The 13,527-nt window shown below is 73.2% G+C and carries 15 protein-coding genes; 3 read left to right on the top strand and 12 right to left on the bottom strand.

Annotated features, from left to right (window positions below):
• Positions 1-130: 130 nt before the first annotated feature.
• From ACIRS1_RS37230 to ACIRS1_RS37210, 5 genes are all read right to left on the bottom strand, one after another.
• A complete protein-coding gene (locus ACIRS1_RS37230) occupies positions 131-1,318 on the bottom strand; it encodes an ABC transporter ATP-binding protein (protein WP_402846993.1) in 1,188 nt (395 codons plus the stop codon).
• A gap of 34 nt (positions 1,319-1,352) precedes the next feature.
• The gene (locus ACIRS1_RS37225) at positions 1,353-2,183 is read right to left on the bottom strand and encodes a carbohydrate ABC transporter permease (protein ID WP_402846992.1); all 831 of its coding nucleotides are present in this window, start codon (positions 2,181-2,183) and stop codon (positions 1,353-1,355) included.
• Positions 2,180-3,115, bottom strand: coding sequence for a carbohydrate ABC transporter permease (locus tag ACIRS1_RS37220; protein ID WP_402846990.1), 936 nt, complete (start codon positions 3,113-3,115; stop codon positions 2,180-2,182). Before ACIRS1_RS37220 ends, ACIRS1_RS37225 begins: the two co-directional genes overlap by 4 nt.
• Positions 3,112-4,389, bottom strand: coding sequence for an ABC transporter substrate-binding protein (locus ACIRS1_RS37215; protein ID WP_402846988.1), 1,278 nt, complete (start codon positions 4,387-4,389; stop codon positions 3,112-3,114). Before ACIRS1_RS37215 ends, ACIRS1_RS37220 begins: the two co-directional genes overlap by 4 nt.
• 167 nt (positions 4,390-4,556) lie before the next feature.
• Positions 4,557-5,441 carry a helix-turn-helix transcriptional regulator gene (locus ACIRS1_RS37210; RefSeq protein ID WP_402846986.1) on the bottom strand — a complete coding sequence of 295 codons (885 nt, stop codon included), beginning with the start codon at positions 5,439-5,441 and terminating at the stop codon, positions 4,557-4,559.
• A 138-nt stretch (positions 5,442-5,579) separates the two neighbouring features.
• Between ACIRS1_RS37210 and ACIRS1_RS37205 the strand changes: the two genes are divergently transcribed.
• Positions 5,580-6,359: an NAD(P)H-dependent oxidoreductase gene (locus tag ACIRS1_RS37205; protein WP_402846984.1), complete on the top strand. Its 780-nt coding sequence runs from the start codon at positions 5,580-5,582 to the stop codon at positions 6,357-6,359.
• 43 nt (positions 6,360-6,402) lie between these two features.
• Here the strand turns inward: ACIRS1_RS37205 and ACIRS1_RS37200 are convergent, their stop codons facing one another.
• The 4 genes from ACIRS1_RS37200 to ACIRS1_RS37185 form a co-directional block, all read right to left on the bottom strand.
• A complete protein-coding gene (locus ACIRS1_RS37200) occupies positions 6,403-6,999 on the bottom strand; it encodes an NAD(P)H-dependent oxidoreductase (RefSeq protein WP_402846982.1) in 597 nt (198 codons plus the stop codon).
• Positions 7,000-7,288: 289 nt separating this feature from the next.
• The gene (locus tag ACIRS1_RS37195; protein WP_402846980.1) at positions 7,289-7,846 is read right to left on the bottom strand and encodes a YceI family protein; all 558 of its coding nucleotides are present in this window, start codon (positions 7,844-7,846) and stop codon (positions 7,289-7,291) included.
• Positions 7,847-8,182: 336 nt separating this feature from the next.
• Positions 8,183-9,067: a prohibitin family protein gene (locus tag ACIRS1_RS37190; protein ID WP_360215754.1), complete on the bottom strand. Its 885-nt coding sequence runs from the start codon at positions 9,065-9,067 to the stop codon at positions 8,183-8,185.
• Between the two features lie 251 nt (positions 9,068-9,318).
• Positions 9,319-9,840, bottom strand: coding sequence for a TetR family transcriptional regulator (locus ACIRS1_RS37185; protein WP_402847044.1), 522 nt, complete (start codon positions 9,838-9,840; stop codon positions 9,319-9,321).
• 557 nt (positions 9,841-10,397) lie between these two features.
• Between ACIRS1_RS37185 and ACIRS1_RS37180 the strand changes: the two genes are divergently transcribed.
• Complete coding sequence (locus ACIRS1_RS37180) at positions 10,398-10,799, top strand: hypothetical protein (protein WP_402846977.1); 402 nt, start codon at positions 10,398-10,400, stop codon at positions 10,797-10,799.
• 57 nt (positions 10,800-10,856) lie between these two features.
• Here ACIRS1_RS37180 and ACIRS1_RS37175 read toward each other — a convergent pair whose 3' ends face one another.
• Positions 10,857-11,282: a DUF5959 family protein gene (locus ACIRS1_RS37175; RefSeq protein WP_402846975.1), complete on the bottom strand. Its 426-nt coding sequence runs from the start codon at positions 11,280-11,282 to the stop codon at positions 10,857-10,859.
• 286 nt (positions 11,283-11,568) lie between these two features.
• Between ACIRS1_RS37175 and ACIRS1_RS37170 the strand changes: the two genes are divergently transcribed.
• On the top strand, positions 11,569-11,907 hold the full coding sequence (locus tag ACIRS1_RS37170; protein WP_402846973.1) for a nuclear transport factor 2 family protein: 339 nt from the start codon (positions 11,569-11,571) through the stop codon (positions 11,905-11,907).
• Positions 11,908-11,968: 61 nt separating this feature from the next.
• On the opposite strand, the gene ACIRS1_RS37165 is transcribed toward ACIRS1_RS37170, so the two are convergent.
• Positions 11,969-12,403, bottom strand: coding sequence for a hypothetical protein (locus ACIRS1_RS37165; protein ID WP_402846971.1), 435 nt, complete (start codon positions 12,401-12,403; stop codon positions 11,969-11,971).
• Positions 12,404-12,492: 89 nt separating this feature from the next.
• Positions 12,493-13,173, bottom strand: coding sequence for an SGNH/GDSL hydrolase family protein (locus ACIRS1_RS37160; protein ID WP_402846969.1), 681 nt, complete (start codon positions 13,171-13,173; stop codon positions 12,493-12,495).
• Positions 13,174-13,527: the final 354 nt, after the last annotated feature.

Below are 13,527 nucleotides of genomic sequence, written 5' to 3'. Positions count from 1 at the left end.
TCTTCTCCCCTCGTTCGACTCCGACCCGATCGGACTACCGTGTGCCCCCGCCCGCGGACTTCATGCCTGCCCGCGTGCCGCGCCGCCGTCGGGCGGGCCGACCCTCCCCGGCGGCCGAGGGGCACGGGACTCAGGTCGCCGGCTGGTCGGGCCGGGTCAGGTTGACGCCGTTGCGGGGGTCGAAGACGTGCATGCGGGAGGCGTCGATCCGCAGGTCCAGCCGGGCGCCTTCGGCCGCGCGGGTGGCGGGGTTCAGCCGGGCGACGACGTGGTGCTCGCTCATCCCGGTGTCGGCCCGGCCCGAGTCGGCGGCGAGCTCGGCGAGTTCCTCGGCGCGGGCGGGCCCGCCGGTCTCGGCGAAGTGCACGAACACGTCGGAGCCGACGGACTCGCGCACGTCCACGGTGACGGTGAAGAGCGGGCCCGCGCCGTGGTCGTCGACGAGGTCGGCGTCCTCGAAGTCCTCGGGGCGGATCCCCACGATGACGTCACGCGGCGCGTCCGCCCGTTCCAGGACGCGGCGCGTGCGGTCGTCCAGGGGGAGGTCGCCGAGGGAGGTGCGCAGGGCGCCCTGTTCGACGGTCGCGGCGAGGAAGTTCATGCCGGGCGAGCCGATGAAGCCGGCGACGAAGAGGTTCGCCGGCGCGTCGTAGAGGTGCTGCGGCTCGCCGACCTGCTGGACGACGCCGGCGCGCATGACGACGACCCGGTCGCCGAGGGTCATGGCCTCGACCTGGTCGTGGGTGACGTAGACGGTGGTGGTGCCCAGACGTCGCTGGAGGGCGGCGATCTGGGTGCGCATCTGGACCCGGAGCTTGGCGTCGAGGTTGGACAGCGGCTCGTCCATCAGGAACACCTTGGGGTCCCGGACGATGGCCCGGCCCATCGCGACCCGCTGGCGCTGGCCGCCGGAGAGGTTGGCCGGACGGCGCTCGAGGTGCTGGGTCAGGTCGAGGATGCCGGCGGCCTCCTCGACCTTGGCCGCGATGGTCGCCTTGTCGACCTTGGCGAGGCGCAGCGCGAAGCCCATGTTCTCCCGGACGGTCATGTGCGGGTAGAGCGCGTAGCTCTGGAACACCATGGCGATGTCGCGGTCCTTGGGGGCGCGGTCGTTGACGACCTGTCCGCCGATCCGCAGGGTGCCCTCGGTGATCTCCTCCAGCCCGGCGATCATGTTCAGGGTGGTGGACTTGCCGCAGCCGGACGGTCCGACCAGGATGACGAACTCCCCGTCGGCGATGGTGAGGTCGAAGTGGTGGACGGCGAGCGCGCCGTCGGGGTAGCGCTTGGTGATGCCGTCGAGGACGATCTCGGCCACGGTCCGCCTTCCTGGTCCGCCCGGTGGGGCGGTCTCATCCCTTGACTGCGCCGGCGGTGAGGCCGGCGACGATACGGCGCTGGAACAGCAGGACGAAGATCACGATCGGGATGGTGATGACCACCGCCGCGGCGGCGATGGATCCGGTCGGCTGCTGGAACTGCGAGCTGCCGGTGAAGAAGGCGATGGCGGCCGGGACGGTCCTGGCCGAGGTGGTCGAGGTCAGCGAGATCGCGAACAGGAAGTCGTTCCAGCAGAAGATGAAGACGAGGATGCCCGTGGTGAAGACGCCGGGCGCCGCCAGCGGGGCGATGACCAGCCGGAAGGCCTGCCACGGGGTGGCGCCGTCCACCTTGGCCGCCTTCTCCAGGTCCCAGGGGATCTCCCGGAAGAACGCCGACAGCGTGTAGATCGCCAGCGGCAGCGAGAAGGTCATGTACGGGATGATCAAGCCCGCCCAGGTGTCGGAGATCCCCAGCACGCGCTCGATGTTGAACAGCGGCGAGACCAGCGAGATCGGCGGGAACATGGCGATCAGCAGCGAGACGCCGATCAGCAGCCGCTTGCCGGGGAAGCGCAGCCGCGCCACCGCGTAGGCGGCCATGGTGCCGAGGACGACCGCGATGGTCGTGGCGATCACCGAGATGCCGATCGAGTTGACCAGGGCGCGGGTGAACTCGGAGGTCTGGAAGATGCCCCGGTAGTTCTCCCAGGTCCACTCGCGCGGGATGAAGTCGCCGTCGGTGAGCGTGCTCGGCGTCTTGAAGGAGAGCGCCACGATCCACCAGACCGGGAACAGCGCGTACAGGACGACGATCAGGTTGGCGACGCCCCAGCTCGACAGGGTGCGGGTGCGACTGCTCATCTGCGCTCCGGTTCGCCGCCCGGCGCGGCGGCGCCGAAGACCTTGATGAAGACGACGGCGATGACCACCACGCAGAGGAAGATCAGGACCGAGATCGCCGACCCGATGCCCAGGTTCAGAGCCGTGAAGAGGTTGTCGTAGCCGAGGATCGACACCGAACCGGTGTCGTTGGAGCCGCCGGTCAGCACGTAGATGTTGTCGAAGACGCGGAACGCGTCCAGGGTGCGGAAGAGCAGGGCGACCAGGATCGCCGGCTTCATCAGCGGCAGGATCACCAGGCGCAGCCGCTGCCAGAACGTCGCGCCGTCGACCATGGCGGCCCGGACGGTCTCCTCGGGGACCAGCGCCAGGCCCGCGAGCAGCAGCAGGGCCATGAACGGCGTGGTCTTCCACACCTCCGCCAGGATGATCAGGCCGATCGCCTGCCACTGGTCGGTCAGCGGGGCGCTGCCCTCCGGCAGGAGTGCGGCGAGGTAGCCGACGCCGGGCGTCCAGGCGTACTGCCAGGAGTAGGCGGCGACCACGGTGACGATGCCGTACGGGATCAGCACCGCCGTCCGGACGGTTCCGCGGCCGAACACCGTACGGTGCATCACCAGCGCGAGCGCCATGCCGAGCACCAGCTCGATCACCACCGAGACCACGGTGATCAGCACCGTCACCCACAGCGCCTGCCACCAGAACGGCGAGCTGAGCACCGCACCGTAGTTGGACAGCCCCACCCAGTGGGCCTGCTGCGGGAAGCGCAGGTCGTAGCGCTGGAGGGAGAGGTAGACCGCGTAGGCGATCGGGTAGGCGGTGACCGCCAGCATCACGACGGCGGCGGGCGCGCACAGCAGCAGGCCCAGCCGGCGCTCCTGGCGGGCGCCCTCGGCGTGCCCCGCGGTCCTCTTCTTCCCGGCCGGGTCGCCGAGTGCGGTGGCAGGTGTCACGGGATCAGCCCCTTGGAGCCGAGGGCGTCCTCGATCTGCCCGCGGAGGTCGGCCACGCTGCTCTCCGGGCGGATGTCGGCGGGCGGTGAGAGGGTGTGCGAGATGGCGATGGACACGTTCTGGTAGGCGGGGGTCTGCGGCCGGACGCTGGCGTTGTCCAGCGCGGTCAGCACGTCGGCCGCGAACGGGTAGCTCTCGGTGAGCTCGGCCGCCTGGTAGAGGCTGCGCAGCGACGGCGGCAGGCCGCCCTTCAGCGCGTTGGTCAGCTGGTTCTCCCGGTCCCGCAGGCACAGGGTGGCCTCGAACGCGAGGTCCGGGTGCCGGCTGTACGCGCCGACGGCCAGGTCGATGCCGCCGATCGTGACGGTCGCCGGCCGGCCGGGCAGCACCGACGGGTAGGGCGCCCAGCGGAAGTGCTGGAACAGCTCGGGCTGGTTGCTCTTCATGGACGGGTAGACGAACGGGTAGTTGAGCTCGAACGCGGCCGTCCCCGACTCCATCGCCAGCCGGTTCTGGTCCTCCATCTGGTTGGGCAGCGAGGGGTCGGCGGCCGCCGAGGTCGCGGTGTCGTGCATCACCTGTGCGGCCTGCACCGCCGGCGGACCGAGCGAGGGGGCCTGCGCGTCCGGGGTGAGGATCGACCCGCCCGCGCTGGTGACCAGGGTGTTGAACCACACCGTCAGGCCCTCGTACTGCGCGCCCTGGATCTCCACGTAGTGCGGCTTGCCCTGCTTCGCCAGCGCGTCCGCCTGCGCCAGCATCTCCGCCCAGGTCTTCGGCGGGTCGGGGACCAGGTCGTCCCGGTACCAGAGCAGTTGGGTGTTCGAGTTGTACGGCGCCGCGAACAGCCGCCCCTGCCAGGTCGCGGTCCGCACCGCCGCCGCGAGGGTGTCCGCGGTGGCCCGGTCCTTCATCGCCCCGGTCCACTCCCGGATCCAGCCCGCCTGCGCGAACTCCGCCGGCCAGGTCACGTCCAGCCCCAGGACGTCCACCTCGGCGTCGTGCGCCGCCATCCGGCGCACCAGTTGCTGCCGCTGCCCGTCGGCGCCGCGCGGGAGCTTGTTGTACTTGATGCTGTACCGGCCGCCGGACTGCTGACCGCAGCGGTCGGCGGCCTGCTGCAACGCCCCCGAGTCGTCGGGGAAGTTGTACCAGTTCAGCGTGACCGGGCCGCCCTGCCCGCTGCTCCCGCAGCCCACCAGGCCCGACGCGAACACCAACAGGCCCGCGGCGGCGGTGAGCCACCGTGAGCGGAAGCTGCGGATACCCGGCATCACTCTCCCGGAACGGGGACGAACGGGACGGGACGGACCGCACGACGGTAGCCGGGCACGGAGCCGCACGAGTCCGCCCGCCGGCCCGCCGCGCCGCGAGGTCCAGCCGAACGGCCCCGTCCGCCGACCACGTGTCCCGGCCGGTCGGACCCGGTCGCGCGGGCCGGTCAGACCTGGTCGCGGGGCTCGGCGACGGGGGCCGCGACGGGAGCGGGGGCGGCGGGTGCCGCGGCGGGAGGGGCGTCGTCGTCCGTACCGAGGCGGTCGAGGAGGCGGAGCCCGTCCTCGGCGGGGCTCCCGGGGGGCGCGGACAGCACCACCACCTCCATGCCCGACTCGTCCGGGAGCGTGAAGTTCTCCTGGTGCAGTTCCAGCAGACCGACCAGCGGGTGCCGGTACGCCTTGCGCCCGTGGGTGCGGGCCCGCACGTCGGCGCGGGCCCAGAGGCGGCGGAAGCGCTCGCTGCCCATGGCCAGCTCGCCGACGAGCGAGGCCAGTCGGGGGTCGTCGGGGTACTTGCCGACGGCCAGGCGCAGGTGCCCCACCACGTCGAGGGTGCAGTTCTCCCAGTCCGCGTAGAGACCGTGCTCCGCCTCGTCGAGGAAGATGTGCCGGGCGATGTTGAGGCCCGGCATCGGCCGGCCGAAGAGGAGCCCGGCGAGCCGGTTCCCGGCGAGGGCGTCCAGGCGGTGGTCCATGATCAGCGCGGGTGCGCCGGTGACCAGGTTGAGCACGCGCAGCAGCTCCGGCCGGACCCGGCCGCCCGGCGTCCTGGCCCGGCGGCGGCGCTGCCGGGCCAGCCGGTGGAGGTGGTCGCGCTCGGTCTCGTCGAGGTCGAGGACCCGGGCCAGCGCGTCGAGGACCTGCTCGGAGGGCTGGGTCGCGCGGCCCTGCTCCAGGCGCACGTAGTAGTCCACGCTCACTCCGGACAGGTGCGCGACCTCCTCGCGGCGCAGCCCCTCCACCCGGCGGCGGCTGTCGACGGGAATGCCGACGGCCGCCGGGTCGACCCGGGAACGCCTGGTCCGAAGGAAACCCGCAAGATCGTCCATGCCCCGAGTATGGCGGCGGCCGCGCCCCGTGAGGGTGGTCCTGCCAGTACCAGGAAGTCCGGTCCTACGGAAGTCGCGGCCCTGAACACCGGGCCGCGGGGCGCCCAGAATCGGGGCATCCGATCCGAAGGAGTTCCCGTGAAGACGCTGATCGTCCACGCCCACCCCGAGCCGCAGTCGCTCAACGGCTCGCTGAAGGACCTCGCGGTGTCCACCCTGGAGGCCGCCGGGCACGAGGTGCGCGTCAGCGACCTGTACGCCATGAACTGGAAGGCGGTGGTGGACGCCGCGGACTACGGCCCCGAGGCCTCGAACCCCTTGAAGGTCCCGCTGGACTCCGGCCGGGCCTTCGAACGGGGAACGCTCGGCCCGGACGTCCGCGCCGAGCAGGAGAAGCTGCTCTGGGCCGACACGATCGTCTTCCAGTTCCCGCTGTGGTGGTACACGATGCCCGCGATCCTCAAGGGGTGGGTGGACCGGGTGTTCACCTACCGCTTCGCGTACGGCGTCGGCGAGCACAGCGCCACCAAGTACGGCGAGCGCTTCGGCGAGGGCACCCTCGCGGGCCGGCGGGCCCTGCTGTCGGTGACCGTCGGCGGCCCGCAGTCGCACTACGGCGCCCGCGGGATCAACGGCCCCGTCGACGACCTGCTGTTCCCGTTCCAGCACGGCATCCTCTACTACCCGGGCATCGAGGTGCTGCCGCCGTTCGTCGTGTACGGCGCCGACCGGATCACCGACGAGGACTACCCGGCCGTCGCCGGGGCCTGGGAGCAGCGGTTGCTCACCCTGGAGTCGACCGAGCCGATCGCGTACCGGCCGCAGAACTTCGGCGACTACGAGATCCCCTCGCTGCACCTGAAGGAGGGCCTGGAGCCCGCGGGCCGCACGGGCTTCGGCCTGCACGTGCGCGGCTGACCGCCACCCCGGCCCGGAGCGGCGGCGCGCACCGGGCGGGGCGTCAGCCGATCAGGGCGGCGGCCTGCTCGCGCGCCTGGCGGAGCCAGTCGGCGCGTTCGGCGGCGGGCGCGTCGGTGACGGTGCGGAACACCGTCCGCCGGACGTCGGTGACGCCGACGTACGGCAGCACGCAGGCCGCCCACACCCGCTCGAGCGGGTCGCCGAACTCGTCGCGCTCCCGGGCCTCGGGCGTGTCCGAGGTGTTCAGCACCAGGGCCCGCCCGGCCCGCAGGAGCCCGGCCGGTTCGCCGTCGGCCGTGCCGAGCTTGTAGGCGACGCCGGGGACCAGTACCCGCTGCACCCAGCCGACCAGGACGGCGGGCGGCATGCCCCACCAGTTCGGGTGGATCAGCACGAGGCCGTCCAGAGTGGCCACCTCGGCCCGGTGCAGGGCGAGCACGGGGTCGGCGGACGGGTCCGCCGCGTCCACCGTGCCGGTCTCCTCGGCGGTCAGCAGCGGCGGGAAGCCCTCCGCGTGGAGGTCGTGGGCCCGCACCTCGCAGCCGCGACCCCGCAGTTCGTCCACCACCGCCTCGTACAGCGCGTGGTTGAAGCTGCCCGGCCGCGGATGCGCCAGGTAGACCCCGATCGTGCTCATGGCCCTTCCCCCTCCGAGTGGTCGCCGACCGCGATCGTACGTCGTGCGCGCGGCGGGGCTCCGGCGCGGCCCGCCCCGCCGCCCACGGGCGCTCCGCGGGACGCCCGCGGAACCCCCGCTCCGGACCAGGGGTGCTCCGCGGCGCCTGCCTGCGGGTGAACGGGACGGCGGGGCCGGGGAGAGCGCGGCGGGGGAGGCCGGTCGGTGCCGGACTCCCCCGCCGGGGGGGTGACGGGGCGGCGTGCGGCGCGGACGGCGGGGTCCGTGCCGCGGAGCGCCGCCCGCGCCGTCAGCCCTGCTTGATCGCGGAGATGTCGAACTCCAGGACGACCTTGTCTCCGACCAGGACGCCGCCGCCCTCCAGGGCCGCGTTCCAGGTCACCCCGAACTCCTTGCGGGAGATGGTCACCGAGCCCTCCAGGCCGACCCGCAGGTTGCCGTACGGGTCGACGGCGTTGCCCGTGTACTCGAAGTCGATGGAGACCGGGCGGGTGACGTCCTTGATGGTGAGATCGCCGGTGACCCGGTACTCGGTGTCCGAGTGCCGCTCGACCGCGGTGCTGCGGAAGGTGATGTCGGGGAAGTTGGGGGCGTCCAGGAAGTCGTTGGTGCGCAGGTGCTGGTCGCGCTGTTCGACTCCGGTGTCGATGCTCTCGGCCTTGATCACCACCTGGCCGGTCGAGCGGGACGGGTCGGAACCGTCCAGGTGGGCCGTGCCCTCGAACTGGTGGAACGCACCGCGGACCTTGGTCACCATGGCGTGGCGGGCGACGAAGCCGATCCGGGTGTGGGTGGGGTCGAGGACGTAGTCCCCGGTGAGCGCGGCGAGGCCGGCGGTCGTGGTCACGATGTCTCCGTAGTGCCTGGATCCCGACGGCGGTCCCGCCCGGATCGGTCCCGGGTCACGCTAGGGCGTGATCCGTTCGCGGCCCCGCCGAACGCGCGGTGCGCCGCCGGAGTGCACCCTGACCGGTGATCCCACGAGCTCCCGCGGCGATCGTCCGACCGGATGATGGTCGGCCCACACGCCGTCACCGTGCCCCGGACACCCCGGACCACGACTCCGGCGTCCCTGCGATTCCGCCGTGAGCGCCCCGGCGGCCGGGCCCGGTGACAGTCGGACCCGGACCGCCGGACCGGACGGGCACCGGGCTGCGAGCCCGTCCGGTCCGGCGCACGCCGCTCAGCGCTTGGTGCCGTCCACGATGACGGGCGTGCCGTTGGCTCCGCAGGGGCTGGCGTAGACGGGGTTCTTCTCGGCCGCGGCCTTGAAGGCGTCGATGCACTGGCTCAGCAGGATCTTGTCGGTGAGCGAGTTGGCGATGGCGGCGTTGGCGGCGGCGGTGCTGTCCGCCTCGATCTTGCGCTTGTCGGCTTCGGCCTTGGCCGTGCGCACGGCCGCCTCCGCCTGGGCGGTGGCCTGGTCCTGCTGGATCTTCTGGTCGATGGCCTTCTGCAGGCCGTCGCTCGGCCGGACGTTGCGCAGGTTGACGCCGTTGACGAGGATGCCGCGCGGGGCCAGCCGGGCGGTGATCAGCTTGTCGATCTCGGAGCTGATCGCCTCCCGCTGGGAGGAGTAGCCCTCGACGCTGGTGTGGCGGGCGAAGACGTTGCGGACGATCTCCCGGCTGTCCGGGTAGACCAGGCGCTGCTGGACGGCCTCGGCACTGCCCGCCAGCCGGAACAGCTCCGCGGTGTGCTCCGGGTCGATCGACCACTTGACGGTGAGGTCGGCGTACAGCACGCCACCCTCGGAGGAGCGGACCTCGACGGTGGAGTCACCGGTCAGGTCGAGGTCGGCGGGGCGGGTCGAGAAGGTGGTCACGTCGGTCAGCGGCGACTTGAAGTGGAGCCCGGGCTGCCAGGTGCGGCCGACCTTGCCGAGGCTGGTGGGCACCGCGACCTCGGTCGGCTCGACCACGTGCACGAAGGTCGTGAGCCCCAGCAGCAGCCCGAGGACGCCGGTGAGGATGCCGCCGAGGGCGACCGGCCAGGAGCCGATCCTGCGCCACCGCAGGATGAGCAGGCTGATGCCGACGGCCAGGAGCAGCAGGGACAGGATGAGCATGGTGGGGTCTCTCGGGCTGGAGTGATCGGGGCGGACGGCCGCAGCCTAGGGAGCCGTCACCCACCATGACGCCGCTTCAGATGATGTTCATACGATCGACTCCGCGCGTTGGCCGGAGGGGTGCGGCCGGGGAGGCGCAGTCGGAGGGATTCAGCCGGAGGGGTGGGTGCGCCGGAGGGGTCCGGCCGCCGGGACCCGGCCGGGCCCGGGCCTGGCGCTCGGACCGCGGAACCCCCGCGGCGCCCGCGACCTCAGCCGTCGGCGAGGCGCTGGATGGCCGCAGCCAGCCAGGCCCGCAGGTCGTCGGGGTCGCCGAGGTCGGAGCGCAGGATCCGGCGGCGGGTGGAGACGCCGAGGACGAAGGCGTCGATCGCCGCGGCCCGGCGGCCCGCCTCCGCGTCGTCCGGACCACTGTCACGCAGGTAACGGTGCAACGGCTCCAGGGAGTTGGTGTCGAGGAAGGCGGCCAGCGCCTCCGCCGCCGCCGGTCGTTCACCGGAGGCGCGGTGCAGCACGAGCAGCGGGTCCTCCCCGGCGGCGCCGAACCAGCGCCGGACGATGTTCGCCGCGAGGCGCTCGCCGAGCCCGGACCGGTCGCCGTCGAAGGAGTCGGGGACCGGGATCCCCACCTCGGTCGCCGCCAGGAACAGGCCGTCCTTGCCGCCGAAGTACCGCGTGATGAGGTTCGGCGACACGCCCGCCGCATCGGCCACGCCCTTGACGGTGACGGCGGCGTACCCGTGCCGGGCGAACTGGCCCCTGGCGTGTTCCAGGATCCGCTGCCGACGACCTGCCGCCGCTCCACTCCCGGGCCGCGGACGTGGCCGCGGTGATCTGGGAGGCGCGGCGGCTGACCACCGCCCAGCTCGCGGAGGTCCGGCTCACCTCCCGTCGGCTGGCCGGGCGCTGACCCGCTGACCTGCCCGGGGCCGGGGGACGACGGCGACGGCCGCGGGAGGTGGTGGGGGAAGCGGAGGGCAGGGGCGCGGGGCTTCGCGCCGGCGCACGCCCCCTCGGTGTGACCGCCGACCAGCCGGGGCCGCGGGGACGGGGAGAACCCGGGGCCCCGGCTGTGGGAGGCACCGGCCGTCACGGGGGGGGGGGACGCGGCCGGTCTGCTCGGCAGCCGATCGAGGGGGTGAAGGGGCTGCCGTGACGGGAATGCTAGACCCCCTACGCCCTCCGGAAAAGGCCTTTTGACCTGCGATTTTCCGGCCGCGGACATGCCAGGCGATCCATCGCCCGACCGGGTGGTGCGCCTGGCGGATAATGGCGGGACGCAGCCAGGCTGCGCCGGCGCACGACCCATCGATCGAGAGGCAGCGGACGGATGACCCTGGAGGAAGGCCGACGCGTCAGGCTGGCCGAGGACATCGGGATCGGCGAGGCGTTCGCCGCCGGCCCCGGGGAGGCCGGGGGGAGCGGCGAGACCGGGGGCGTCGTCGGGTTCCTGTCGCTGGGCGCCGGGATCGAGGGCACCGTCGAGCGGGTGGACGGGGAACTCCCGGAGAGCCACGAAGTCCTCGAGTACCAGCGGCTCAGGTCGCTGTTCGAGGACTACGGGCACACCATGCCGGCTGCGAGCCGGGAACGGCTGGAGGCGCAGATCGCCGTCCTGGAGCCGGAATGGGCTGCCCACCGGGAGCGGGGCAGGCGGGTGACCGTGCGGGTCCGGTGGGACAACGGCTTCGTCCTCGACGGCGCGCACCAGGACGTCCTCACCCCGCTGTGAGGCAGCTCGGCCGCATCGGCGGGGCCGCGGCCCGCGGGCGGGCGCTCGGGCGCGGTCTCAGCCGCTCAGCGTGGTGCGCAGCCGGTCGAGCCGGGCGGCGGCGCGGGCGGCCCAGCCGTCGCGAAGGTGCAGCGGCACGCTGACCGTGACCCCGCTCTGCACCGGGTCCCGGATCTCCACCACGAACGGGTCGGCGGCGTACAGCCGCAGGTAGGCGCTGCGGCCGGCCTCGGGCCAGTCGGTGGCGGAGCCGCTCGGCAGGGCACCGCTCTCCTCGGCCGCGGCGCGGGTGGCCAGGAAGTCGGCGAGGTCCGCGAAGTCGGCCCCGGTGAGGGGAAGTGGCAGCTGTGCGGTGACGAAGCCCGTCCTGATGACGATCTCGGCCTCGTGCCACTCGTCGCGGCGTCCGCGGCCCGGCCTGTCCTCCAGCTCCACCGTCACGCTCTGCGTGCGGTCCGCGAACCTGATCACCTCGGCCGCCATCTGCGCCCCCTTCGTCCGGACTCGGCCGGGCCGTGCGGCCGGCCCGGTACCGGCATCCTGCCAGGTGCCTCCGACACGGTGCCGCGTGGTCCGTCGGAGGCACCCAGGGCCCCGGTTCCGCGGTCCCGCGTCCGGCGCGGGCGGCGGGTTTGCCGAGCGCCGGGCGCGGTACCTCTGCTGGGTCCGCCCCGGGGGGACGCTCGATCTCCGGGGCTCCTGCTCCGCCGCGGGCGCTCGTCCCGGCGGGCCGTTCCTCCACCCGCCCCACCCGACAGACGGAGATCGTATGGACGCCAGCCCCGCAAGCGTCGTCGAGGCGGCGTTCCGCTGCTACCGGTCCCAGGACCGGGAGGCCGCCCTGCCGCTGTACGCCGACGACTTCACGTTCACCAGCCCGCAGGACGGCCGCATCGACAGGGCCGCGTTCTTCCGGCAGTGCTTCCCCACCGCCGACCGGTTCACGGAGCAGCGGCTGCTGCACGTCACCCCCGCCGACGGGGAGCTCGTCTTCGTCCAGTACGAGTACGAGCTCGCCGACGGCGGACGGTACCGCAACGTCGAGGCGATCACCGTGCGGGACGGCCTGATCCGGGAGGTGCAGGTCTTCTTCGGCGGCAGGGTCTGAACGGCAGGGGTCTCGGCCACGGTGTCGGTCACGGTCCCGGCCCCGGTCTCAGGCCCCGGTCTCAAGCCGCGTCCGCCGGGGGCTGCGGGAGGCGGGCCTCGATCGCCTCGAGGACCGGGCGGTAGGCCTCCTCGGCGGCCCTCATCCGGGTCAGGCACTCGGCGAACAGCCGCCGGGAGCGGGCCTTCCGGTTGGGGATCAGGTCGTAGCGGCGCAGCCGCACCGAGCGGAGGTCCACCATGAGGCCGCTCCTGCAGCGCACGCCGTGGGCGTGGCGCACGACGTCCTCGGCCTCGCGCAGCAACGCCCGGTAGGCGTCGTGGGCCGTCTTCCAGCGGGCGGCCTCCTCCGGGGTGCCGGGCACCTCGACGCCGCGCAGCACCGGGTCGTCGACGTCGTACAGGGTGAACTCGAGCCCCTCGGGCGCCTGGGCCCAGGAGATGACCCGCCACGGCCACGGGATCAGGGTGTAGGTGCGGTGGTGTACGCGTATCACGTGGGCCCCCCGGGGTCTGCGCGCGCCGGCGCCGGGCGCGGTCTGCGCCCGGCGCCAGCGTAGAGGCCCGCGGCTCGGCCCGGGCCCGATCACTCGACCAGGCGCAGCCAGGCCTCCGCGAGTGCGGCGTGGCCCGCGGGCGTCGGGTGGACGCCGTCCGCGGCCCAGTGCTCCGGCTCGGTCCTGGTGGCGAGTTCGGCGAACATGCCGTCGGCGGCGAGCAGACGGGCGCCGTACCGGCGGGCGAGCCGGCGGACGGCCTGGATCTTCGGGTCCAGGTCGGCGCGCCACGCGTCGCGCTGCTCCTCCCCGATCCGCACGGCGTCTCCGCCGGGGCCCTCACCGGCCTCGACGACGGCCCGGATCGGCAGCAGGAACGGTTCGACGAGGATCAGCCGGGTGCCCGCCTCGGCGAGCGGTGCGAGGAGGCGGTCGTAGTCCGCCTCGAAGCGCTCCGCCGGGATCACGAAGCCCTTCGGGTCGAGGGTGTGCCAGCCCATGTCGTTGACCCCGACCAGGACCGAGAGCACGTCCGGGCGCGCGTCGAGCACGTCCCTGCGCCAACGGGCCTGCAGGTCCATCACCTTGTCGCCCGCGTTCGCGGTGTTCAGCCAGGTCACCGGGCGGTCCGGGTGCCGGTGCCCCCAGGCTCCGGCGACCAGCAGCGGGTAACCGTAGCCGAGGCCGTCCTCGCTCTCGCGGCGTCGGCAGTCGGTGATGGAGTCTCCGGTGAACATCACGGTGCTTCCCGGTCGGATGGCGATCGTCATGCGCGCTCTCCTTCGGTTCGGGGGTGCGGGGGTTCGGGGGTGCGGGCGGTCGGCCTCGGACGGAAACGGGGCGGGGCCTCTGGAGAACATGCCGGACCTCGCCGTCACGGCACCGACGGCCACCGTCACGGCACCGACGCCCGCCGTCACGGCGCTGGCAGTCCCCGGCGGAGCGCCGTCGCCGGACCGACGGCCGTCGGCTGACCGCCCGTGCCCGTCACCGCGCCGACGGGCCGCGGTCGGCGCCCGGCACGGACTCAGAATTCATCTCATTTGGTGATTCTGCGGTGGCAGATGAGGGCGGCGGCGATGGTGGCGAACGCTGCGAAGTGAGCGCCCTTGCGCTCGTAGCGG

The sequence above is a fragment of the Kitasatospora sp. NPDC101176 genome (assembly GCF_044768035.1).
Lineage (GTDB): Bacteria > Actinomycetota > Actinomycetes > Streptomycetales > Streptomycetaceae > Kitasatospora.
The sequence above is the reverse complement of the archived record's forward strand: the minus strand, read 5'-3'. Positions and strand labels throughout refer to the sequence as shown.

Excerpts from the sequence above, each read along its gene's own strand:
- ACIRS1_RS37180 (WP_402846977.1), top strand. The coding sequence starts at position 10,398 with ATGACCCTGGAGGAAGGCCGACGCGTCAGGCTGGCCGAGGACATCGGG.
- ACIRS1_RS37190 (WP_360215754.1), bottom strand. The coding sequence starts at position 9,067 with ATGCTCATCCTGTCCCTGCTGCTCCTGGCCGTCGGCATCAGCCTGCTC.
- ACIRS1_RS37160 (WP_402846969.1), bottom strand. The coding sequence starts at position 13,173 with ATGACGATCGCCATCCGACCGGGAAGCACCGTGATGTTCACCGGAGAC.
- ACIRS1_RS37225 (WP_402846992.1), bottom strand. The coding sequence starts at position 2,183 with ATGAGCAGTCGCACCCGCACCCTGTCGAGCTGGGGCGTCGCCAACCTG.
- ACIRS1_RS37170 (WP_402846973.1), top strand. The coding sequence starts at position 11,569 with ATGGACGCCAGCCCCGCAAGCGTCGTCGAGGCGGCGTTCCGCTGCTAC.
- ACIRS1_RS37200 (WP_402846982.1), bottom strand. The coding sequence starts at position 6,999 with ATGAGCACGATCGGGGTCTACCTGGCGCATCCGCGGCCGGGCAGCTTC.
- ACIRS1_RS37215 (WP_402846988.1), bottom strand. The coding sequence starts at position 4,389 with ATGCCGGGTATCCGCAGCTTCCGCTCACGGTGGCTCACCGCCGCCGCG.
- ACIRS1_RS37210 (WP_402846986.1), bottom strand. The coding sequence starts at position 5,441 with ATGGACGATCTTGCGGGTTTCCTTCGGACCAGGCGTTCCCGGGTCGAC.
- ACIRS1_RS37175 (WP_402846975.1), bottom strand. The coding sequence starts at position 11,282 with ATGGCGGCCGAGGTGATCAGGTTCGCGGACCGCACGCAGAGCGTGACG.